The 22,851-nt window shown below is 51.3% G+C and carries 23 protein-coding genes; all 23 read right to left on the reverse strand.

Annotation, left to right across the window (positions count from 1 at the left end; genetic code table 11):
* Positions 1-14: 14 nt before the first annotated feature.
* The 23 genes from E0L35_RS14090 to E0L35_RS14200 all read right to left on the reverse strand — a co-directional run bounded on the left by E0L35_RS14090 (position 15) and on the right by E0L35_RS14200 (position 22,773).
* A complete protein-coding gene (locus E0L35_RS14090) occupies positions 15-1,055 on the reverse strand; it encodes a hypothetical protein (RefSeq protein ID WP_138800603.1) in 1,041 nt (346 codons plus the stop codon).
* Positions 1,048-2,085 carry a hypothetical protein gene (locus E0L35_RS14095; RefSeq protein ID WP_138800604.1) on the reverse strand — a complete coding sequence of 346 codons (1,038 nt, stop codon included), beginning with the start codon at positions 2,083-2,085 and terminating at the stop codon, positions 1,048-1,050. The genes E0L35_RS14090 and E0L35_RS14095 overlap by 8 nt, the downstream gene beginning before the upstream one ends.
* Positions 2,082-2,789 carry a hypothetical protein gene (locus tag E0L35_RS14100; RefSeq protein ID WP_138800605.1) on the reverse strand — a complete coding sequence of 236 codons (708 nt, stop codon included), beginning with the start codon at positions 2,787-2,789 and terminating at the stop codon, positions 2,082-2,084. The genes E0L35_RS14095 and E0L35_RS14100 overlap by 4 nt, the downstream gene beginning before the upstream one ends.
* 85 nt (positions 2,790-2,874) lie before the next feature.
* Positions 2,875-3,453 carry a dTDP-4-dehydrorhamnose 3,5-epimerase gene (gene rfbC / locus E0L35_RS14105; RefSeq protein ID WP_138800606.1) on the reverse strand — a complete coding sequence of 193 codons (579 nt, stop codon included), beginning with the start codon at positions 3,451-3,453 and terminating at the stop codon, positions 2,875-2,877.
* A gap of 286 nt (positions 3,454-3,739) precedes the next feature.
* Positions 3,740-5,224, reverse strand: a complete 1,485-nt coding sequence (locus tag E0L35_RS14110; protein WP_101148424.1) for a hypothetical protein — start codon at positions 5,222-5,224, stop codon at positions 3,740-3,742.
* Between the two features lie 182 nt (positions 5,225-5,406).
* A complete protein-coding gene (gene rfbA / locus E0L35_RS14115) occupies positions 5,407-6,321 on the reverse strand; it encodes a glucose-1-phosphate thymidylyltransferase RfbA (RefSeq protein WP_101148425.1) in 915 nt (304 codons plus the stop codon).
* A gap of 89 nt (positions 6,322-6,410) precedes the next feature.
* The gene (rfbD, locus tag E0L35_RS14120; RefSeq protein ID WP_138800607.1) at positions 6,411-7,304 is read right to left on the reverse strand and encodes a dTDP-4-dehydrorhamnose reductase; all 894 of its coding nucleotides are present in this window, start codon (positions 7,302-7,304) and stop codon (positions 6,411-6,413) included.
* 141 nt (positions 7,305-7,445) lie between these two features.
* Positions 7,446-8,513 carry a dTDP-glucose 4,6-dehydratase gene (gene rfbB, locus E0L35_RS14125; protein ID WP_138800608.1) on the reverse strand — a complete coding sequence of 356 codons (1,068 nt, stop codon included), beginning with the start codon at positions 8,511-8,513 and terminating at the stop codon, positions 7,446-7,448.
* Positions 8,514-8,542: 29 nt separating this feature from the next.
* Positions 8,543-9,490 carry an ABC transporter ATP-binding protein gene (locus tag E0L35_RS14130; RefSeq protein WP_138800609.1) on the reverse strand — a complete coding sequence of 316 codons (948 nt, stop codon included), beginning with the start codon at positions 9,488-9,490 and terminating at the stop codon, positions 8,543-8,545.
* Between the two features lie 67 nt (positions 9,491-9,557).
* Positions 9,558-11,009, reverse strand: coding sequence for an MBL fold metallo-hydrolase (locus tag E0L35_RS14135; RefSeq protein WP_138800610.1), 1,452 nt, complete (start codon positions 11,007-11,009; stop codon positions 9,558-9,560).
* A gap of 573 nt (positions 11,010-11,582) precedes the next feature.
* Positions 11,583-11,774 (reverse strand): DUF2283 domain-containing protein, encoded by a 192-nt coding sequence (locus tag E0L35_RS14140; protein ID WP_138800611.1) that lies wholly within the window; start codon positions 11,772-11,774, stop codon positions 11,583-11,585.
* Positions 11,774-12,031: a DUF4258 domain-containing protein gene (locus tag E0L35_RS14145; protein ID WP_138800612.1), complete on the reverse strand. Its 258-nt coding sequence runs from the start codon at positions 12,029-12,031 to the stop codon at positions 11,774-11,776. Before E0L35_RS14145 ends, E0L35_RS14140 begins: the two co-directional genes overlap by 1 nt.
* 262 nt (positions 12,032-12,293) lie before the next feature.
* Positions 12,294-13,394 carry a chain-length determining protein gene (locus E0L35_RS14150; protein ID WP_041157940.1) on the reverse strand — a complete coding sequence of 367 codons (1,101 nt, stop codon included), beginning with the start codon at positions 13,392-13,394 and terminating at the stop codon, positions 12,294-12,296.
* Positions 13,395-13,397: 3 nt separating this feature from the next.
* Entirely contained in the window at positions 13,398-14,210 is an 813-nt protein-coding gene (locus tag E0L35_RS14155) for an ABC transporter permease (protein WP_138800613.1), read from the reverse strand.
* 167 nt (positions 14,211-14,377) lie between these two features.
* A complete protein-coding gene (locus E0L35_RS14160) occupies positions 14,378-16,111 on the reverse strand; it encodes a polysaccharide biosynthesis/export family protein (RefSeq protein WP_138800614.1) in 1,734 nt (577 codons plus the stop codon).
* Complete coding sequence (locus E0L35_RS14165) at positions 16,111-16,518, reverse strand: DVU3141 family protein (protein WP_138800615.1); 408 nt, start codon at positions 16,516-16,518, stop codon at positions 16,111-16,113. Before E0L35_RS14165 ends, E0L35_RS14160 begins: the two co-directional genes overlap by 1 nt.
* A 283-nt stretch (positions 16,519-16,801) precedes the next feature.
* Positions 16,802-17,827 (reverse strand): porin, encoded by a 1,026-nt coding sequence (locus tag E0L35_RS14170; RefSeq protein WP_138800616.1) that lies wholly within the window; start codon positions 17,825-17,827, stop codon positions 16,802-16,804.
* A 225-nt stretch (positions 17,828-18,052) separates the two neighbouring features.
* Entirely contained in the window at positions 18,053-19,123 is a 1,071-nt protein-coding gene (locus tag E0L35_RS14175) for a porin (RefSeq protein WP_035577932.1), read from the reverse strand.
* A 264-nt stretch (positions 19,124-19,387) separates the two neighbouring features.
* A complete protein-coding gene (locus tag E0L35_RS14180) occupies positions 19,388-20,224 on the reverse strand; it encodes a ProQ/FINO family protein (protein ID WP_138800617.1) in 837 nt (278 codons plus the stop codon).
* 20 nt (positions 20,225-20,244) lie between these two features.
* Positions 20,245-20,802 (reverse strand): dihydrofolate reductase, encoded by a 558-nt coding sequence (locus E0L35_RS14185; protein WP_138800618.1) that lies wholly within the window; start codon positions 20,800-20,802, stop codon positions 20,245-20,247.
* Positions 20,799-21,617, reverse strand: coding sequence for a thymidylate synthase (locus tag E0L35_RS14190; protein ID WP_138800619.1), 819 nt, complete (start codon positions 21,615-21,617; stop codon positions 20,799-20,801). The genes E0L35_RS14185 and E0L35_RS14190 overlap by 4 nt, the downstream gene beginning before the upstream one ends.
* Positions 21,618-21,958: 341 nt before the next feature.
* Positions 21,959-22,477 carry a hypothetical protein gene (locus tag E0L35_RS14195; protein ID WP_138800620.1) on the reverse strand — a complete coding sequence of 173 codons (519 nt, stop codon included), beginning with the start codon at positions 22,475-22,477 and terminating at the stop codon, positions 21,959-21,961.
* Entirely contained in the window at positions 22,474-22,773 is a 300-nt protein-coding gene (locus E0L35_RS14200) for a nucleotidyltransferase domain-containing protein (protein ID WP_022519678.1), read from the reverse strand. The genes E0L35_RS14195 and E0L35_RS14200 overlap by 4 nt, the downstream gene beginning before the upstream one ends.
* Positions 22,774-22,851 lie beyond the last annotated feature (78 nt).

The raw sequence follows: 22,851 nt of genomic DNA on the forward strand, positions 1-22,851 counted from the left end.
GTTTACAGAGCGGGTTAACTTTCCAGCTTTTGCAGAATGGCCTTGAGATCGTCTTTAGACATGTCTGCAAGTTGCGAGGAAATGCGTAATTGGATATGACGTGCAGCGTCAGGTATATCACCACTGACGGTGTTGAGGGATTTATGAAAATAGCCTAGGGCTTCATCATGATCGCCTAGTAGAGCGTTGGCACGAGCAAGACGGTTGTAGATACCCGAAAGCATGAACCGCTTGATTTGACTGGTTGACGCCCCCCATTGGCGCACTATTTTAACACAGCGCTGTTCGGCTTCGCCGTCACCTTGCTGCTGATGACCACAGGCAGCATAAATTCCCAGCATGATGCGTTGAGGATGCTCGGCAAGCGTGACGTTATCCAGCTGGGTAAGCTTTTGCCAGTTGCCCGTGGCCCAGTCGTGTTGCGCCTGCTGGTACGCATTGTCCGTTGCATGATCATCTTCACCGTCATGCGTGTTCTCTTTACGGCTAGAAGACACTATACCCGACAGTGTCAACTCACCAGCATGCTCGTTCACCTCACCAAGCCCTTCTAGCTCCGCAGCCACACGGGCTTTTATTAGATAGCTGGGAGGCTCTACAGGGTGATCTAACGATAGAGCTTGGCGGAAATGTTTAAGTGCATTCTCGCTGTTTTCACTCAATGCATGAATGCGCCCAAGAACATTATGCACGCCTCCCGCTAACACCCGAACGACTTGCTCTTTACTGGCACCCCACCCCTGGGCCAACCGCATCAGTTGACGCGTCTCCGACAACTGGCCCAATTGCTGGTGCGCTGCTGCGCATAGCATGGCAAGATTAGCGCGCTCAGGATGAGACTGGATCACCTTAGTAGAAAGCTTAGCAAGGGCTTCCCAATCTCCAAACTGCCATTGAATCTTAGCGGTTTCCAGCAGGTGAGAATCTACATCCGCAGGTAGCCATTCGGCATTCACGAGTGCACGCTCTGACGGAAGCAGCTGTACGTCTATATGCTGCTTCCGCTTTCTTTCCTGGCGCGTAGTTTTTTGCTTACGCTTTTCCATTTTACTCATGCAGCACGAACTCTTTCATTAGCTGGAGCTGAGTTTCTGCTTTTACAATATCTTGCTTTATGAGCTGATTTTGGCTCTCTAGTGCATCGTTTTGTTGTGTTAACTGAGCTAGTTGCGCTTCGAGTAACGTAATCTTTTGCTGCTCCTGAGACTGTCCTCGCTTTTTCGCACTTAACTCCTGTTGCACTTTCTCCAGCTCTTTTTGGCTCTTAGCAAGTTCCTTTTGTGCTTGATCAAGCTTCTGCTTTTGAGTGTCACGTTGCTCAGTGCACTGCTGAAGCTGTGTATCCGTTTTACGTAAGGCTGTGGCAGCTTCATTGAGTTGCCCTGCATTTTCCTTAAGAAGGGACTCATATTCGGCGAGGCGTGCTTTCAGGCTGGCAGTTTCTACTTTGGCGTCAGTCAGCTCGCGGAAAAGGGGGTTACGAGTCATGTTGAGCAACACGAAGTCAGGATCATCGGCATAATGGTCGCTGGCCGAGAGTCGGTGCTCAAACCCTTGCTTCGCCAGCCAATCAATAAGTTCTTCCTGGGTGGCCATACCTTCATAGAGGCTTAGAGGACTGGTGCGCACATAGAGCGCTTCCAGATTATCCAGTAGACCTTCCTCGTTCAGAGCCACAAGTAGCTCAAGAGCATTTTCTGGTTGCTCAATTATCAGTTGTGTGATGCATGCACTTTCTTGACCTTGAGCCTCCATGGCCTGCCCTAGCGTTTGCGTGTCCACAACTTGATGGCGTTGCTCTTCTACTCCTGGGTAGAGTGTTATGAGCCCGGTAGCCGAAGCTAGGCTAGCAAACCCAGGCAAATTAAAGATGTAACGTGTGTACTCACCTGCTTGAGGGGTAATAATAGTGTCACTGATATGGCTAATAGACCAATTCGAGCTTGTTGAATCCTTTTTCAGCCGCTTTTTTTCATCCGGGGGGGTAATCACAAGCGCTTGCAAGGTGGCCCGTTCCAGAATCGCCTGACTCTCTTGGCGTAGCGGCCCAATGTGAACAAGCCATGGCGTCGCGGGAGTTTTCATTTAGGTGGCTCCTGCGTTTTAAGTTGTTCTTTAATGTCATCGCGAAAATAATGCAACAATGGATGGGAACCCGCGAAGTTTATATCTGGATATTTCAACACATAGCCCCCGGTATTGAAATGAGGGGTTGGGTTACGTTCTTCAATCGCGCCAAACTTGATGGAGTGTTCAGCCAGCCTAATGTTAGCTTTTGCGATATCGTTATACTGATTTAGGTACCACTCGACATCAAATAACTCGCTTTGCTCTAATAGACCCATTTGTTCTTGCAAAACCTTATTTTCGGGATCATCGTAAGCGACTCCAGCATGGTGGTGAGCACGGGCGCGCAACCATGTGAGCAGCCCTTTCAACCTTTGTTGCTCTTTACACTCTGCGTCGCTGACGCTTGATTGACGAGCTAAAGAAGCGTCTTCGCATACGTCTTGTAATAAATGCAACTGTGTTAATAAAAGCTCATTGCCCGGTGCCATACCTAATAACGTCAGTTGACCACGATGACGACACAGCAAATTTAGCAGCCGTCCAGCCAGACTTTCCCACTCGATGAGAGAGTGGTCGATAGCTTCATCACACCCTAGGCAATTGGCAACAAAAGCAGTCGGTTTGGGCCATACCATTAATGATTCGGACTTGCTCTCATCCTGTAACCACCTGCTGAGAATGTCGCACTGGCTGTCGGATGAGACCGTTACTGTAAGCATGGCATGCCGCCCTCTTCAGGCGCTTGTTGCAGAGCAGAGAGCGTTATCGGCGTATGTTCTGGCAACGCAAAAAGGCCAAGATAGATTACCCGGGGCATCGAGTATTGGCTCCTACTGAAGTGAATTGGGGTGCTTCGCTAAGCGCTACACCACCGGCATCTTTATCAGATAACTGAGGCGCTTTTCCATCTATTAGTGGCCACTCAATCGCGAGATCGGGATCATCCCAGCGAATACTCACTTCGTCGCCTGGAGCGTAGTAATCAGTACATTTATACTGAAACTCAGCTTGATCGCTGGTGACGTAAAAACCATGTGCAAACCCTGGCGGTACCCATAGCAGTTGCTTATTCTCTTCGCTTAAGGTTACTCCTACCCAATGCCCAAAAGTGGGCGAGCTTTTGCGCATATCAACGGCCACATCGAATACTTCGCCTTGGGTAACGCGCACTAATTTTCCTTGGGGCTGCTGATACTGGTAGTGCAGGCCGCGCAAAATACCTTGAACGGACTTGCTATGGTTGTCTTGAACGAATTGGTAGTTACCACAGTGGGTTTCAAATTCGCTTTGGCGAAAGGTTTCCATGAAGAAGCCCCGCTCATCGCCAAATACGCTGGGGGTGAACAGGACTACGTCGGGAATGGCGAGTTTTTCGTAGTTCATAGCGTTGTGTACTTTTAATGATGGCTTAGAAAGCTGCTAGCTTCTAACACCTAACGGTTGGCAGGTGGCTAACAGCTTGGCTTGTCGACGTATAAACGTTCTGGGCTGGCGTGCACTCATAACTTATCCAGTGAGTGCAACTAACCTTGGACTTCCAGTATTTTTAGTAATGTATGCCAGCTTCCAGATGTTCCATTCTGAGAGTATATATTCGTACAACACGCGTCATCGTCTTGGGCGGTAATAAAGTTGATGTGCACAAGTATGGGAGTAGTGGCTTCAGGCATTATTTAGCTTCCTGAGATGCTTGTGCATCTTCGCCACCAGAAGCTTCTTCAGGCGCTTGCTGTGGCGAAGATAGCTGTAGCTGCTCTAGCTTGGTTTGACGATGTTCCATTTGGCCATGCTGTATATAGTGCAACAGGGGTTGGTAGCCCCCCTCAGCAATATCTGGGTTTTGGGTAATGTAGAACTTAGTATCAAAATTCGGGCTTGGATTGCGAGCTTCTAATACCCCAAACTTCAGGTAATGCTCCACTGGGTTCATCGTACTATTAGCAATATCAGGGTACTGCTCTAAGTACCACTGTTTATCGAAGTGCTGACTAGCTTGCACCAATGCAGCCTGCTGTTTCAGTGTTTTACGGTGCGAACGGCTATGCTTATAGGCGGCCGCACTATAGTGAGCCGCATTACGCCGAACCCACGTTAGCCAGGTGCTTTGTTCTTGCAGCGCTTGCTGAAACTCTTCTTTCTGTACGTTGAGCTGTGTCTGGTAGCGATCTATTCGAGAAGTGAGTTTTTTTTGCTCAGCTTGATATTTTTTGACTTCAAGGTGAAGCTGCTGTAGTTGCGTAAACCGTTGATCGAGTTGCTGTAACGCGTTATTTCGCTGCTGTATGGCAATTTCGTAATGATTTCTTACATCATCGCGCTGTTTCACTAGCTCCTCTCGCTCGATGAGTTTGCTTTCTAATAGCTCCTGAACACAGTGCAGCTCTGCGATAAACAAGTCGTTTTCTTCATTTACGCTAGTAAGTTCTTGGCTTTGAGCTGCTACTTGTTGCTGGTTTTTCTGGTGCGCCTCTTTTTCAGCACTAAGCTGCTGTTCAAGGTCGTTAATCCGCTGGCTGTTTTTTTGATGATCACGCAGCGTATTAACTACTTGATCTATCCCACTCTCCACCTGAGAGTATACACAGGTGCTACTAGCGCAAAGGTGGGCAGCCGTTTCTTGCATCGCACTGTTAGTCGCTAATAGCTGGCTGGCAGCCGAGGTAAATAACGGTGCATGTTTTGCAGGTGGTAGTGTTAACAGCGCTACTTTATCCCGCTTTGGCGGTACTCCTCCAACATCAGCACCAATAAGTGTCACTTGCCGACGATGTTGCCGGAATAAGTTGAGTGTGGCATTCGCCATTTGCTGCCATGCTTGAAGCGTGCTTTCTGCGTCTTCCCCCTCCGCTAGTTTAGCGGCGATATAGGGCACTGGCTTTAACCATACCAGCGTAACGTGCTGTGTCGCCTTTTGTTGAAGCCATTGCTTAATAGGGCGGGTAGCATCTTCCGAGAGAGTTTCAAGAAGCAGCACATGGCTGTTATGTCTTTCAACATGCTCGCCTTTCTGCTGCCCGCTATCAGCTTTATTGAGAGGGGCCGCTGTATCATTTACTTTTAGCGTCGCTAAGGTTATTTGCTTTTGCTCTGATGGCAATATCAACGCTGGCTCACGCGTGATTGCGTGCAGACCTAAATAAATTACCAACGGCATAATATGTTAACTCCGGATATATTCAGTCGTTCAATATGGTATGGGCTTGCCTGGCCAGCAGCAAATGGTAGCCACGGACACTCACTGACAACACGGATATGAGCAAACCTCAATGTTTGGTTTTTGATCCGTGCTTGCTGTGTTTTCCGTGGCAGAAATTCGGTGTTCCTAGTGGCGACTTTTTACTTTTCGGACTTCTGATTGAGTAAGCGCTGGAGATATTGGCCGTACTGAGTCTTGGAAAGCGGTTTAGCAAGCTCACTTAGGCGCTCATCGCTGATCCAGCCCTGCTGCCAGGCAATCTCTTCCAAGCAGGCGATCTTCAGGCCTTGGCGGTGCTCTATGGTTTGTACGTATTGACTGGCTTCTAGAAGGCTGTCGTGAGTGCCGGTATCAAGCCAGGCAAAACCACGGCCTAAACGCTCTACGCGCAAATCGCCGCGCTCCAGGTAAGCATTATTCACACTGGTGATTTCCAGCTCGCCACGCTCGGAAGGCTCGACCTGTTTAGCAATTTCGACAACGTCATTGTCGTAAAAATACAGCCCTGTGACCGCATAAGCCGATTTTGGCTTCTTAGGCTTCTCTTCGATAGAGATGGCTTTGCCACTCTCATCAAACTCTACAACGCCAAAACGCTCTGGGTCTTTAACAAGGTAACCAAATACACTGGCCCCTGTGGCGTGTGCACTGGCACGTTTCAGTTGCTCTGAAAAGTGCTGACCATGGTAAATATTGTCGCCCAACACAAGGCAAACGGGGCTGTCACCAATGAACTCTTCGCCAATAATAAAGGCTTGTGCCAGACCGTCAGGGCTTGGTTGTTCGGCGTATTCAAACTGAACACCAAAGTCGTCGCCATTACCTAGCAAGCTTTTATACTGCGGCAGGTCTTCAGGCGTCGAGATGATTAGGATCTCTCGAATACCGGCCAGCATTAAGACAGAAACCGGGTAATAGATCATCGGCTTGTCATAGACAGGCAGCAGCTGCTTTGAGACACCACGCGTGATGGGGTGTAAACGGGTGCCAGATCCTCCGGCAAGAATAATGCCCTTTCTTTGTGAAGAGTTAGGTGTGAGCTGAGAGGTGTTCATAGTCAGTCATCCGTGAATATATAATTGGAAGATGAGAGGTGTGAGGTGTAAACCGGTTTAACAAATCAGAACTGAACGCCATTTACTCCTCACTCCTCACAGAACTCTTTCAACGTTAGCGCTAGCTGGTTTTGCCAGGTCGGTAGTGTGACACCAAGGGCAGCTTCAAGTTTACTCAGGTTCATTCGTGAGTTTAGAGGCCGTTGTGCAGGCGTTGGATACTCAGCGGTGGGAATGCCCGCTGCGCCTTGCGGCTTAATAGCAAGCGTTTCTCCTGCTTTGCGTGCCTGCTCAAAAATTTCGCATGCGAACCCGTGCCAGCTGGTTTCCCCTCTTGGCGCCAGGTGGTAGATGCCTGAGGGGATGTGAATGGTGAGTGGTGAATTGTGAGTAGTGAATGCTAGTGCGGTGGCCTGGGCGATTAGGCGTGCGGGTGTGGGTGCGCCTATTTGGTCGTTGACGATGCTAAGTACATCGCGCTCACGGCTTAAACGCAGCATGGTTTTCATAAAGTTGTTGCCGCGTGCAGCGTATACCCAGCTGGTGCGGAAAATCAGGTGTTGGCAGCCACTTTGGGCAACCGCCTGGTCGCCTTCCAGCTTAGTCTGGCCGTATACACTGTGCGGCTCTGTGGGGCTATCTTCCTGCCAGGGTGTTTCACCATCACCTGGGTAGACGTAGTCGGTTGAGTAGTGCACCAGCGCAATGGTGTGCTTGGCAGCGTACTCAGCTAACTGTGCTGGCAGCTCGGCATTGAGGCGTTTGGCTTGCTCTGGTTCGCTTTCGGCTTTATCGACCGCTGTGTAAGCGGCAGCGTTGAGGATCAGTGCTGGCTGGTGCTCAGCTAAATAGGTGTCAACCGCTTGGGTGTTGGTTAAGTCGAGCTCTTGGCGTGTAGGGGCCAGGATATTGCCGAACAGGGCAAATTGGCGCTGGAGTTCAAAGCCGACTTGACCGTTGCCGCCGGTGATGAAGATATTCATTGGAGGAATCCTTTTCATACACGCAGGAAGCTAGTGCATGTGGCACCGCTTCGCGCTGTTTTCGTGCCGGGCCGCCGTCGCGGGTGCGCTAACGCTTACGCCGCGCTACGAAAAACTAACAACTCGGGCGCTTGTACAATTCTATACATTCCCTAGGCGTTGGCCTTGGTAGCTGCCGTCTTGTACGCGTTTCCACCAGGTTTCGTTGGCGAGGTACCACTGCACTGTTTTACGCAGGCCGGTTTCAAAGGTTTCTTCTGGCACCCAGCCTAGCTCGCGTTCGATTTTGCTGGCGTCGATGGCATAGCGGACGTCATGACCGGGGCGATCGGTGACGAAGGTAATCAGATCCCGGTAAGAGGTTTCCTGGGGCACCAGCTCTTGAAGAAGATCACACAGCGTTTCTACCACGGTGAGGTTGGCTTTCTCGTTGTGGCCACCGATGTTGTAGGTCTCGCCTACCTGCCCTTCTGTGGCTACTTTGATCAATGCGCGGGCGTGGTCTTCTACATACAGCCAGTCGCGGATCTGCTGCCCATTGCCGTACACGGGAAGCGGCTTACCGGCTAGCGCGTTAAGAATCATCAACGGGATAAGTTTTTCCGGAAAGTGGAACGGGCCGTAGTTATTCGAGCAGTTGGTCACCAGCGTAGGCATGCCATAAGTACGCTGCCAGGCGCGCACTAAGTGATCAGAACTGGCTTTACTTGCCGAATAAGGCGAGCTGGGCGCGTAGGACGTTTCTTCGGTAAATAAATCATCCGTGCCTTCTAAATCGCCATACACTTCATCAGTGGAGATATGGTGAAAACGAAACGCTTCGGCTTTGGCGGTATCTTGCAGCTGCAGCTCTTTCCAGTAACTACGGGCGGCTTCTAGGAGTACAGCGGTACCAACCACATTGGTTTGGATAAACTCTGCCGGGCCGTCAATAGAGCGGTCAACATGGCTCTCTGCTGCTAAGTGCATGACTACATCAGGCTGGTGCTGTTCGAACAGTTGCTGCATGGCAGCGGCATCGCAAATATCGGCTTGAGCAAAGGTGTAGCGCTCGCTTGTTTCAACATTTGCCAGAGATTCTAAATTGCCTGCGTAGGTCAGCTTGTCTACGTTCACCACATGGTGAGCTGAGTTTTGAATAAGCTCACGCACTACCGCTGAACCGATAAACCCGGCTCCACCGGTAATTAAAAATGTTTTCTGCTTCATCACTGTTAAGCCTTTCGTTTCATCATTTTTTACATTTCCACATGCGGGGAGGCTTGCTTTAGTGCCTCTAAATGCTGGATCGCATGTGCGACTTGGCGTTCTCTTTTCGGTATATCTTTCGCTATTTGGTCTAGATATAGCGGTAACAGTTTTTCTGTTTTGGCGACATCGAGAGATCGTTTTGCTTCTTTTAATTTAACGCGGCATTGCTGAAGATGTTTTTCAGCACCAGCTATGTCTTGAGGCAAGTTGGGGTCAATCTTCGACACTGGCTCCGGTTGCTTAACTTCCTCCACCGTTGAAACAGTTTTATGTTTATCTATATCGTCGTGGTAGGCCTTAATTGCATCCTTGATATTATCGTACCAATGCGCGGTGCCTTCATTCAGGTACAGGCCAGCGGAACATAAATCTTTTAAGATACCTTCCGAGTGGGAAACCATAATCAGCGAGGCTTCACCTACTTTAGACTGGAATAAAGCTTTAGCTTTTTCTTTGAAAGCTCTGTCACCCACCGCCGTCGCTTCGTCGGAGATATAAATATCAAAATCAAAGGCGAGGGAAAGCCCAAAGGATATTCTTGAACGCATACCGGAAGAGTAGGTGCGCACCGGCTCATCAAACGCCTCTCCAATCTCAGCGAACTCTTCTACAAATTGAATAACACGCTGTACTTCCTGGGGAGAAGAACCTTGCACCCGAGCGACAAATTTAACGTTTTGCCGCCCTGTCATATTATTTTGCATGCCCCCCGCTAACCCTACGGGCCATGAAACCCGGCTGTGGCGAATCACTTCGCCGCGCTCAGGACTATCCATACCGGCAATTAAACGCAGCAGCGTGGATTTACCCGCACCGTTGGCACCAATCAACCCGACGCTCACTCCTTTGGGGATCGTCAGATTGATGTCTTTAAGCACCCAATCGCTGCCGTGGTGGTTGTGGTAGCGTTTGTAGAGATTACGTATTTCGATCATTGGTTTTTTTGTGAAGGGTAAGGGGTTAGCGCTTCGCTTGTGAGGGGGAACACCTCACTGCTATCAACTAACTCCTTACCGTTACACTTCTGCCTTTGCGTTTATAGAGGCTTTCGAGTTCAACTTTGAGCGCTGCGCGGGCGGTTTGTTCGCCGTGTACCAGGCGGATGGTGTGGGGCCAGCGGCGCATGCGTTTTACGAAGTTGAGCAGGTCTTTTTGGTCGGCGTGGGCTGAATAGCCGCTGATGGAGGTTACGCCTGCCTTTATATCAAAGCGTTCGCCGTCGATAGATACCCAGCCGCCCTGGGGGCCGTATTGCTGTATGTCCCGCCCGGGGGTGCCTGCGCCTTGGTAGCCCACGAGCAACACTTGGTGGCGTTCATCGCCGAGCATGGCTTTTAGGTAGTTCATGATTCGCCCGCCTGCACACATGCCGCTGGCGGCAATCACTAGCGCTGGGCGGCCTGTTTTGGCCAGATATTCAACGGTTTGTTCGTGCTCTGCGTGGCTATCCACGGTGTAGATATTGGCGAAGTTAAGTGGATGGCGGCCACTGCGCAGGCGGCCTTGGGCTTCTTTATCCCAGTAGGGTTTTAGCTCGCGGTAAACCTTTGTAAAACGCGCAGCTAGCGGTGAGTCGACAATGATTTCCAGTGACTGCCATTGCGGTGAGCGCGCTTGATGAATAATGGTTTCTAGCTCGTAGAGCAGCTCTTGGGTGCGGCCGATACTGAACGCAGGCACCATCACCGTGCCACCGTTAGTGAGTGCTTGCTCTACGGCGGCTTTTAGGGTGGCGCGGCGCTGGCGGCGGTCTGGGTGTTGGCGGTTGCCATAGGTGCTTTCGAGTACCAGTTGGTCGCAGCCGTAGGGGGATTTAGGCGCAGGTAGTAGCGGTGCGTATGGGGCGCCTAAATCGCCGGAGAATACGATGCGCTCTTTTTCACCGGTCTCAGCATCCTGGTAGCTCACTTCAACGTAGCTGGAACCTAGAATGTGCCCTGCCCGTTTTAGTTTTACCCGTGTGGTGCCTGTGCCTTCACCTATCCCTGCGTTTTCAGTCGTGCCTGCGCTAGCGCCGGTGTGGCCGCTTACTTCGCTTACCCTGCCTATGTTGTGCCATTTGCCATAGGGCACGCTCACGATTTGCTTTTCGAGCTGCGCTTGAAAGCGTTCGATCAGTTGGGCGTTGCGGGTGAAGCCAATTTTTAGCGCATCTTCAATCACCAGGGGCAGCAGCTTGGCCGTGGGGATCGAGCAGATAATCGGGCCGGCGAAACCCGCCGCCAGTAAGTAAGGCAGCCTGCCCACGTGGTCAATATGGACGTGGGTAATGATGAGCGCCTTAACGGTGCTGATATCGAATTCAATTTGCAGCTGCTCGAAGCTGTCTTCCGCGGCGTCTTCCCCTTGGAAGAGGCCACAATCCACCAGTAGGGATTCGTGTCGATTGAGTAGCAGTTGGTGACAGCTGCCAGTTACCCCAGTGGCCCCGCCATGGTGAATTATTTCGAGCATTGGTAAACCGTTAGTGGTGAATTGTGAGGTGTGAGGCGTTTGGCTTCAGCGAACCCGCGGTCGCAGTGTGGGGCGGTGCTGGGGTTGGTTATGTGCCCTTGGGCGTCGTTCCGACGCCTTTCGCGGGTGCCCACGAACGCTCGCTGAACTCGCTTTCTCGTTACCACGCGCTACGGGTCGTGCTTCCACAAGGTCATGTGCGTGCGTGATTTAGTAGCGCGTGGTAAGCCTCAGGCGCACCCGCGAGAGCAGCGCGGAGCGGTGCCGGGGGTTTGGTTACGTGCCATTGGGCGTCGTTCCGACGCCTCCCGCGGGTGCCTCAAAAGCTCGCTGAACTCGCTTTCTCGTTACCACGCGCTACGGGTCGTGCTTCCACAATGTTCTGTGCATGCGCGATTTAGTAGCGCGTGGTAAGCCCCAGGCGCACCCGCGAAAGCAGCGCGAAGCGGTGCCGGGGTTGGTTGTGTGCCGTTGGTCGTGCTTCCACCATGTTCTGTGCATGCGTGATTTAGTAGCGCGTGGTAAGCCTCAGGCGCACCCGCGGGAGCAGCGCGGAGCGGTGCCGGGGTTTGGTTACGCTGCTTGGCTCTTTAAGAGCGGCCATGCCCCCTGCTTAGAAGCGTCAAGGATGACAATTTCAGTAATTGTGCCATCTTCCGCGTAACTAATATGCGTATTCCAGTCTTGAGAAATTTCTTTAACCGTACGTTTATCTGAAAGATGCAGAACTAGAATGTCATCCACTTCATCGTAGGTTGTACGCATTACTTATCCTCCCACTCAAAGTGATGCATAACGGTTTTGACAACCAGTTTGTCTTCTAAGACAGCTGCGACAGACAAAAGGTTGTCTTGGCGATTTTCAAAATGTATCGCTATCCAAAACCGCGTAGCATCTTTGTACTTTACTGTTCCCCGCTCTATCAATTCTAGCAGTTCACTTTCTGTGATATTTCGAGCAGCCATACGCTCACTGGCATGGCGTGTTATGTAAATATCTACCTTGAAACGATGACTATACATATTCTCAAACTACATACTTAGTTTGGATCACTGCATCAACACCCGCGGGAGCAGCGCGGAGCGGTGCCGGGGTTTTGGTTATGTGCCGTTGGGCGTCGTTCCGACGCCTCCCGCGGGCGCCTACGAACGCTCGCTGAACTCGCGTTCTTCGTTACCACGCGCTACAAAAATGTGAATCGTGAGTGGTAAATGGTGAATCGTTTCGTACCATTCACCCTTCACGATCCCCCCTCACGATTCACCATTCACCCCTCACCCAACCTTAATCGCGGTGATCTTTGATGATCATCATCAGCATGCTGAAGATAAAGGCGAGGAAGATGGTGATGATGGCGAATACGCTGCTGTTGTAGAGCCGGTTGGGTTCTGTGGGGTACTCCGGGAATAGCGGGCTTTGCAGTATGCTTACCTGCTTGAGCTGGCGGGCAGCTTCCAAGCGGGTGTTTTCTAACGCCGCCAGTGCACTTGAGTAGGTTTCCTGGGCGAACTGTGCCTGCAGTTCTAGTGTTTCATATTGCGCAGAAACACTGTTGAGCGAGTCGCCTGAAGCTTGGGCGATTCGATCACGCTGCTCAATAATTTGGTCGCGTAATGCGGTGATATTACGCTCGACTTGGCGCAGTTCAGAAGACTGGGAGCTTTGGAAGCTGGCTAGTGCACTGCGCTGCGCTTGCAGGCGGGCTAGATCAGCCTCAAGTGTTGCCACCACTTGGTTAATATTTTCCACCGTTGCGGTTGGAGAAACCAAACCATATTCGTTTTGGAATTCAAGCAGCTTGGCCCGGGTCTCTTCGAAGCGCTCTTCAAGTCGAACCATTTGCTGTTCTAAAAATTTCACCTGCTCATCTGCTAGACGGTGCCCCATTTCATTCATATGGTCTTCACCTGCTTCAAGTAGCAGCGTGGCCACGTCATGAGCAAACTCAGGCGTATATGCTTGTACACGAATATTCAATACACCTGCGTACTCATCCAGCTCTACCTCTACCCGGCGCAGGTAATATTGGTGCAGATCTTCAATGGGGGCATCGCGGTTATGCAGCTTGGCGAAGATATCTCCATGCTCGGCATAGTGTTCACGAAAATTGAGTTGCTCATCTATCAAGCGCAGCATATCGACTGAGAGTAAGTGCTCACGCAGCAGTAATAAATCGTGAGTATTACCACCTCCACCGCTGCCCATAATTGACGATAGGCTAAATTCCGGCGTAGCGACCTGGGGGCTTTCTAACACTACGGTTGCGCGGGATACATAGCGTTCCTCCGCCCATACAAACCAATAAAACGAGACTAAAGCAATCGCGATTATCGCCACGGCCCAGTGTGGCGATGTTTTAACAAAATGACGGAAAGAACGTTGCATAGTTTATTGTGCCTTCAAACGATCAATAAAGCGCAGGTGCATCAACAGCCCCAGGGCGATTAAGGTGAGTGTAAATAGCCAGAAATAGAGCATGCTGGTGCCCGTTACGACTTGGTACTTGTCAAAGAACCCCAGGCGCAACGTTTCAAGACCATGCGGGATAGGGTTAAGCATCAAGTATTCCAGCAACCAGTGGGGCAAAGAGTTCAATGGAAGAATTACACCTGAAATTATCAAGAGAGGTAACGAAAGCATACGTATTACCCTCCCAACTTCGGGTACAAGCGCATTGGCTACGGAAGTTATTAGCCCCAATCCCAAACCAAGGCACCACAGTGAAAGCCAAGCAGCCATCACCCTAATGACATTATCTGGGTATAGTTCCAACCCCAGCATTAACCCGCCGCCGATAAAAAGCAGGAAGATAAAACTGCGTAGCATGCCTTCTAAAAAGTTACGAACTAGCACGGGGTCTACGGGTTGAACTTGACGGTAAGCAAACAGAGATTTATTACCCTCAATGGCGCCCATCCCCCTCAACATACCTTCTCGTACTAGAAAAAAGCCCATTAGCCCCACAATCATCCAGGGGACAAATTCGGCATTCACTACCAGGCGATCACCACTAACAAAACTACGAATTCCGACCATAATGCCAGTAAAGGCGACTGGCTCGAAGATCATCCAGAACCAGCCCATGCGGTCTGACATGGTGCGCGAAATGGCTTCGCGCATGAACATGGCGTACCACACGCTGCGCGTGACTTGCCACGGTGTTCGTGCGCTCCGCCGTGGGCCACCGTTTACGTTATCCATAGCGCTACTTCTTGAATAAGTGAGGTGTAAGGGGTGAGGTGTTAATTGTGAGGGGTAAGTTGTAAATCGTGAGGGGTGGGGTGTTAATTGTGAGGTGTGAGAGGGACTTTCTTCACCCCCTCACTCCTTACTCTTCACTCCCCCCCTAACTCCTCACCCTTCTCCTATTACAGATCAACCGCTACTTTGGTTGCTACGGCGATCTGGTAGAGGATCTGCGTTAGCGTGGAGGCTAGCTGAAGGTTGTGCGTGGGTGCCGCGGGCATCACGAGGATTTCATCGCCTGGCCGTAAATTAACATTGCGGGCGTTCTCGACGGCGCCATTTTGACGTACCACAAGAATATGGTCGTCATCTGCACGCTCGGTGAAGCCGCCAGCGCCTTCAATGTAATCAATGACGCTCATACCTGGGCGGTAAACAGCGGCTTGGGGCACAAGCACTTCACCACTGATTAGCATGGAGTCACTTACTTCCGGAATAGTGACCACATCGCCATCCTGCAGGCGAATATCGGAAATGCGCCCATCGTAAGCGACGACTAAGCGGCCACTGGGTTCTAGCTCGCTGGCACGGGAGATGAAGTCCTGAATCAGCTCCGCTTCTTGTACACGAATTTGCGCTTCTTCATTGGTGCTGGAGGGCGCGCCTAGATAGGTGGTCTCTAGACGGCGTAAGCTCTCTTCAAGGGATTGCGCTTGCTGCTTTTTAACACTTTCACGCTGTATTGAGATGCTTTCCACGGCGGTCATGTTTTCTGGCACGGCGATGGCGTCCAGCAGCTCGCTTAATCGAGCATCTCGCGGCAGTGCGTACCGTGAAGGGCCGTAATAGCTGCCTTCTACTTCCACTACGATGGTTTCGCTGCGCTTATCTGAGCTGAACAGCACTTCGTCGCCGCTGCGGATCGTTTGACCGGCAAACATATCGATGGGGAAGTATTGGGCAATAGGCCCTTCTTCACGGTCACCACGTAGCAAAACGTGTGAAACACCGCTTCTTAACCGCGCCAGATTCACCAGTTCAGCGCCGCTTAAGCTGCTCCCGGTCATTTCATAGCGGTATTCACGGTGAACATCTCCACCTACCGCAATTGCTGGGCCGCGCTCTTCAACGACGATGGTATCGCCATCTTGAAATTGTGGGCGGGGTATATTGCCGTTAATCAAGAAATCATAGAGGTCGACGGTGGCGACATTGCGTCCGTCGCGCATTACACGAATTTGGCGATAACTGCCCAGGTCTTGATCTATGCCGCCGGACTGGTCTAGAAAATAGAGCAGTGAGTCGTTGGGTGTACCCGCATAACGGCCGGGGTTTTCAACATAGCCTGTGACGTAGACAGCTACGGGCTGCACGCCTTGCAGGTTGGTATAGACCTGGACGTTATCTGGGTATACCGAGGTAATGGCTTGTCGCACGCTGGCATCGACCTGTTGGCTGCTCTGCCCTTCTACGTTGAGCGGCCCTGAGCCAGGAATGAAAATATTTCCTTGGGCGTCGACGGGAAGCACGCGATCAAGTTCAAATGCGCCCCAGGCACGAACCGTGACTTGGTCACCGGGCTTAATCCGGTAGTCAGGGTTGAGGCCATCGCCCATCGCACCGCGAAACCCGCCGCTGAATAAGTTGGCGCCAAATGGCGGTAGCACATCGGGATCTTGTACGTTCGGCGAAACTGGGCCATATGTGCCGCTATCCCAGTTGGCTCGGGGCGTATCGTTGACTTCTTGCTGCGGCAGGTTGCCTTGCTGGTTAGCCTGCTCAGGTAGAATGCTGTCGGAAAGGCTTAGCGCCTGCGCCCATGTGCTGGGCGCTACCAAGACGCTGGCAATCGCAATGGAAGCGACGGCTAACGAACGATTTAGCGTAGCGCGGTCAAGCAGTGTGGTCACTTTCATTAATTGCGCCCCTGTGTTGTTTGTGCCACAACGCGTTGATTAACCCAGCCATTGGGTGTTTTGCAGACGAGTGCAGAACGCGCGTTGTTGGAGTCGACGGCTACCACTCTTAGCTTGCGACACTCGCGCCCACTGGCGGCAAGGTAGGCGGCGTCAGCCACAATCTCGACATTATTACCCCATGGGCTGTCTGGAGCATTAATCACGGCACCTGCGGGCGCCTGTGTTAGAAAGCTGTTGAGGTTGTCATCTTGCAGCAAGGTGGCCGGGTCGTTATTCAATACATATTGCGCTTCTTGCTGAGCTGAGCTGGAGGGGTACGAGGCACAACCACTCACCACGGCTAAGCTCAGCGCTGCCAGCAGCATGCGTGCTGGAGAGACCACTGAACGTTGAGATATCGACATAGTTATTTCCAAATAAAAGGCACGCTACCGCCCAGGGATTGTGACGGGCGCATTCCCTTGCCCTACTTCTCTGGGTGGATGAAAGTGGTTGGCATAAGCGCAAAGCACTTTTGCCAGCCGCCCATTGTAGGGGAATACCGCCAGCGGCTCTACATGGACAGCTCTTGTACAACTTATTCATTCTTCGTGTAAAAAAAGAGGCCATTGAAAGTTAAAAAAAACGGCCACTTTAAGTGACCGTTTTGAATATAAACAAAGTAACTCTTAACGCATTTAGAGGGCGTTAAAAATGATAGCGCGCCCCTGTTAGCCAGTATGTTCTGTCTGCGGAACTTTCTTTGCGCATGCTTGGTGCATCGCCATCTGCTAGCTCTACGAACACGTCAAATGCGCTGGAAACCTTATAGTAAGCTCCCGCGGCCCAGGCGTTGCTCTCTTCACCTTCGTCCCGGTCGACGTTGTAGTAATCTGCGGTAAATGCCCAGGGGCCTGTTGAATAAGTACCACCTAGACCAACCGTTTCGAACCCTTTTCCGTCGGTATCGCTATTGTCTTGGCTTTCAATACCTAAGCGCATTGACAACTGATCAGATAGTGAGTATGAACCGATAAGGCCATATAGCATCTCACCGTTTCCGCTGCCGCCACCACGCGCTTCGTTTTCCACTGCGCCAAAGCCTACTTTAAACGGGCCTTGCTGATAGCGAATACCGCCTTGTACGGCAAAGACATCACCCTCACTACTCTGCTCCGCAGTCGTTAATCCGCGCTCACTGTAGTGCTTTACTTGCAGGAAAGAGGTGAAACCGTTCAGCTCGGGCGTGTAGTAACCAATTGAGTCGCCTCGCGACTGTAGCCCGGTTGAATTAAAAAGCAGGCCTCGGTCGAGGTAGACATCAAAGGGGGCCGATACAAATTGGTAGTAGAGGCTATCGAAGTTACCTGCTTGCAGCGTTCCATACTGCTTACTAGCCAAGCCAATATAGCTCTGGCGAATTTCATTAAACCCCTGGTCGGTATTTCGTTCATCGCCGGTAAATCGCCACTCTAAGCGCCCAAAGGCGTTTAGATCGGATGTAACGGCATGACTCATTCGAAACCCTAGACGGGAGTAAACATCAACGAACTCCGCTCCATCATCGACTTTATTACCAGCGCTATCAAATTCAGGGCCACCGCCCGCAATCCCCATTGCGATACGCCCATAAATATCGAGCTTCGTGCCTTCTTGATCATAAAGCGTTGTGGCTTGAACCGAGGAGATACTTAACAGGCTGGCTACCGCTACTGCTAACTGCTTCTTCTGCATTCGAAATGATCCCTTGATATGCTCATCTTATTGGCTGCTTACGCTATTCCGCTGTGCAGCGAACTAATGTTATACAATATCAAGTTATCATTAAAGAAAAATCATTCTTATTTGCATTAGCTATAAAAACGTAATCATTAATCCAAAAAAAACCGGCCTCTAAGAGGCCGGTTCTATTTGGTTCTGCTAGGCAGTTACCCTTTAAGCGTGGTGTTTAAACCAAGCTTAGAAGTGGTAACGAGCGCCTGTCAGCCAGTATACGTCGTCAGTCAGGTCACCAAGGGTAACGTCACGATCAACAGTTGGTGCGTCGCCATCGTTAAGCTCGAGGAACACGTCGAAGTTACTGGATACATTGTAATAAGTACCTAGAACCCAAGCGTTACTGTCGTCTAACTCTTCGCGGTCTACGTTGTAATAGTCAGCAGCGAATGCCCAAGGACCAGTGGTGAAAGTACCACCTACACCAACTTTATCGTAGCCATTTTCGTCGTTAGCACCACGAAGCGCGTAGCTGTCGTTGTTGTCACGAGTTTCATAGCCCAGACGTGCAGAGAACTGGTCAGTGAAATCGTAAGAACCGATCAGGCCGTACAGCACTTCGCCGTTACCGCCGCCGCGCTGCACGTCATCAACGAAGCCAAGACCAACAGTCACAGGGCCTTGTGCATAACGTACGCCACCCTGAGCTGCAACAACTTCACCTTCTGAAGATTGCTGAGCTTCAGTCAGGCCGCGCTCGCTGTAGTGCTTCGCTTGCAGGTAAGCAGTGAAGCCACTCAGGTCAGGCGTGTAGTAACCGATAGAGTCGCCACGTGACTGCTTCGGGTGACCTGCGAATTCTAAACCACGATCGATTTCCCAATCAAAGGGCAAAGAAACGAACTGGTTGTAGAAGCTGTCGAAGTTACCCGCTTGGAAAGTACCGAACTGGTCGCTTTGCAGACCGATGTAGCTCTGACGGACTTCTTTGAAGCCGGTGTTGCCGTTACCGCTGGGGCCGGTACGCTCGTCACCGTCGAAACGCCACTCAACACGACCGAACGCAGTCAGATCGCGAGAAACTTCGTGGCTCATACGCAGACCAAGACGCGAATAAACGTCTACAAACTCAGCGCCGTCATCGATTTTCTGACCAGCGTTATTGAACTCGGGGCCACCGCCAGCGACACCCATGGCGATACGGCCATAAACATCTAACCGAGTGCCGTCTTGGTCATAAACGGTTGCAGCTTGGGCTGCAGCAGAGGCACCCAGGGCGCCAACGATAGCAGTCGCTAAAAGTGTTTTTTTCATGATGTAAGTTCCTTAACTCGTATACTGTTTCGATCGTTGCTGCTCAGCCCTTATTGAGCTGGCAGTTGGCTTTTGCGGGCCATGCTCTTTTGCCATCCGCCGGTTTTTCCCGGTGGTATGCGGCATGTCCTCAACTAAGCCTTGTTATAGTCCAATGCTCGCAGAACAAACTCTATACTGGGACTCCAGGGAACGCAATAGAAAAAAACAGTGTTTTCTTACTATTTGTGCTTTTTTATGGAACCCACACCTATAGACCTGGTCTCAGCGGCCTTTGAATTTTTGCTGCAGGTCTAACAATTTGTCTTCCATGCTAAGCGGCTTACGCGGCTCAGTTTTTTCTGCATCCGGTGCTATATCAGGCTGTTTAGGTGCCTCTCGGCGAATGTTTTTAGCAGCAGACGCTGGTTTGGATGGCGTTTTTTCTGGCTGCTTCGCCACTTTCTGATCACCGCGTTTGGCTGACGCATGGAGTGCCGCTTCTTTATCGACCTTGCCAGCAAGCTGGCCATCCAGATCTACCCGTTCGGCGCCTTCTCGCACGGCTTTTATATAGCGGGGAAGGTTAACGTAGTTGGCCAAGGCGCGGCGAATCAACTTGCTGGGCCACTCTTCACGCTCTACAAGGTCTTGGTGAATACCTACTTTTAGCGGTTTGGTATGCCCCTTAAAGAAGGCTTTGGGGTAACGCTCGTACCATTGGTTAAGAAGGGCGTGCGGTGAAGGTGTCTTGGCCGCTTCATTGGTAGCCGACGTTTCAGCTTTCTCTTCTGTTGCTGTTTCTGTTTCAGCTGGGGCTGCTTCCACAGGAGCAGCTTCAGTAGATACTCTCTTTTCAGTTTCAGGCGCCTTGACGTCGAGTCTGTTCGCGTCATGGGTCTCTGCGTCGAGGTTTTTTGTATCGAAAGCTGCTTCGCTGGGCGCATCAGCGTCTACTGCAGTGACGGGTTCTGGGCTCGGCACGCTCTGCTCTTGGGCGTCTTGCTGCGCCAATTGCTGCTTTAGCCGCTGGTTTTCTTCACGCAGGGCCTGTAGCTCAGCTTGTGTGCGTTCCAGACGCGCGTCTAAATCATCTAACATGTTCATTAAGCTGGCGGCCATAGCCTTCTCCTTTACCCTGTTCAGTCGGCGATGCGCTCATAGACCACGAAATCATAGTTTGGCTGCCCTTCTGCTGGCTGCCCCGCTACGCGCTGCACTTCCTGCCACTCGCTGGGGTCGAAGTCAGGAAACGTTGCGTCGCCTTCTACGTCAATGTCCACTTCCGTTATGTACAGCCGTTGGGCAAAGGGTAACGCCTGGCGGTAAATTTCTCCGCCTCCCATTACCATGATCTCTTCTGCCGCCTCTATGGTGGCGTGCTGGTCGGCCAGGTCTAGCGCTGCGGGCAGGTCGTGGCACACGCGTACGCCTTCGTGGGAAAACTCGGCGTTGCGGGTGACAACGACATTAAGCCGATTAGGCAGCGGCTTGCCAATGGAAGCGTAGGTTTTACGCCCCATGACCAGCGGTTTTGCCTGGGTAATGCGTTTGAAGAACTTTAAATCTTCGGGCAGGTACCAGGGCAACTTGCCGTCTACGCCGATCACACGATTTTTAGCCATGGCAACAATCATTGCCACCGGCACCAGGGAATCGAAAGCGCCGTTTTGGTTACTCGTATCGTTTTGCTGGCTCATACCGCTACCTCGGCCTTGATGTGCGGGTGCGCCTCGTAAGCGTCAATGTGAATATCTTCAAAACGGAATGCGAACAAGTCGTCTACCTCTGGATTGAGCACCAGCTTAGGCGCCGCTTTAGGCGTACGCGATAGCTGCTCTTGGGCCTGTTCAAGGTGGTTACTGTAAAGGTGCGCATCGCCTAGGGTGTGGATAAATTCACCCGGCTGCAGGCCGGTCACCTGGGCGACCATGGTCATTAGTAAGGCGTAGCTGGCGATATTAAACGGCACGCCGAGAAAAATGTCGGCGCTGCGCTGATAGAGCTGGCACGACAGCTTGCCATTGGCCACGTAGAACTGGAACAGGCAGTGGCACGGTGGTAGCTGCATTTCATCGACCTGGGCTGGGTTCCATGCAGAAACAATCAGGCGGCGGGATTGGGGTGTGGTGCGAATTTGACCGAGCACCTTGGCAATTTGGTCAACGCTGCCGCCTTTTGGGTCGGGCCAGCTCCGCCACTGGTAGCCGTAAACAGGGCCTAGGTCACCGTTTTCATCCGCCCACTCGTCCCAGATCCGCACCCCGTTCTCTTTTAGGTAGGCAATGTTGGTGTCGCCTTTCAGGAACCATAGAAGTTCGTGAATGATAGAGCGCAGGTGGAGTTTTTTGGTCGTTAGTAGCGGAAAGCCGCGCGATAAATCGAAGCGCATTTGGTGACCAAACACGGAGCGAGTGCCGACACCTGTACGGTCGTGGCGGTCAACACCATGCTCCAGAACGGTTTGCATCAAGTCTAAATAGGGTTGTTCAAGCGCGGGCGTTGTAGCAGTCACTGAATTTCCAAATTAACAGGCGATGTAGCGGTTTATTCTAGGCGCCCATAGCTGCCCGGTCTAGCAATGCCGCCCCGTTAACGTTATTCGCCCAACCCCGGCACCGCTTCGCGATGCTTTCGCGGGTGCGCTTCGCTTACCACGCGCTACTAAATCTCGCATGCACATGAATGCGGGGGATCCAATGCACTGTGCACATTATGATATGGCTGCGGTACGTAATCACACCACCGAAAGCGAGCGAGTGCACATCCCCGTACGAGTTCAGCGAGCGTTTGAGGCACCCGTTGGTGTACTCCCCCAATTATCAGATAGTTGAGTTCCTTCATCTTCCAAGAACACTAGCTATTAGGTAAATCCAACAACCCCGGCAAATCAGCTAAGGCCATTTTACTTTCAGCATAATTGTGAAGCTGGTTATAGGTATCCATAAGCATAAGACTCGAATCTCGCGCAATATTGATCGCCTCTGCAAACTCGCATGCATTTTCCATGTACTCATGAACCAACTGGTTACGAAGTTTTCTGGCAATCAGCCACCCTTCAACACTTTCTACTACACCTAAGCGCTCAGCCCGGTTTAGTGTTTCAATTTGGCTTCCAGGCTTTTCCGCAAGCGCCTGTAACCAGCGAGGTAATAACTTATCGGCTAACGTATCTTGCATTCGGCCACACCTGGAAACGAAAGCTTCTAAAAGAACCGCCTCTTCTGGCTGTTCGTCTAGCACCTCTACCCATGTTTGGGTAATCAGCTTCCCTTCAGCAAATAGCGTAAGCCAACTGTATGCTAAGTGATTCCCTTCACGCTTTACTATGCTAAGCGTCGCCACGAAGCGCTCAACCGGAAGAAGACCACTCATATTAGCTCTCCATTAGTAAGCGCTTGCTCATACACAGGTGACAAGGGTGTTTCTGGATCATAAATCAATATGTCGATTGGCTGGTCGCCCAGGCGCATCTGTAACCGAGCCGTCATGGTCAACATCTTGATCATTTTGCCCGTCATTGGCTTGTCACTCTTGACTAAAATGTCGATGTCCCCGCCCTTGACATGGTCGTTTAAGCGGGAACCAAAGAGCGCAAGCTGAACATTATTACCGAAAACTTCCTGGCCTACCTGCTTTACGATAGCTTTCTGCTCTTCACTGAGTCTCATACCACACCTCTGTATTAACTCAATTTGGCTTTGTCATGAACAACTATTTCCCAATAGGTTCTAATGACAACCTGACGT

The organism is Halomonas sp. ATBC28 (assembly GCF_005937175.1).
Taxonomy (GTDB): domain Bacteria; phylum Pseudomonadota; class Gammaproteobacteria; order Pseudomonadales; family Halomonadaceae; genus Vreelandella; species Vreelandella titanicae.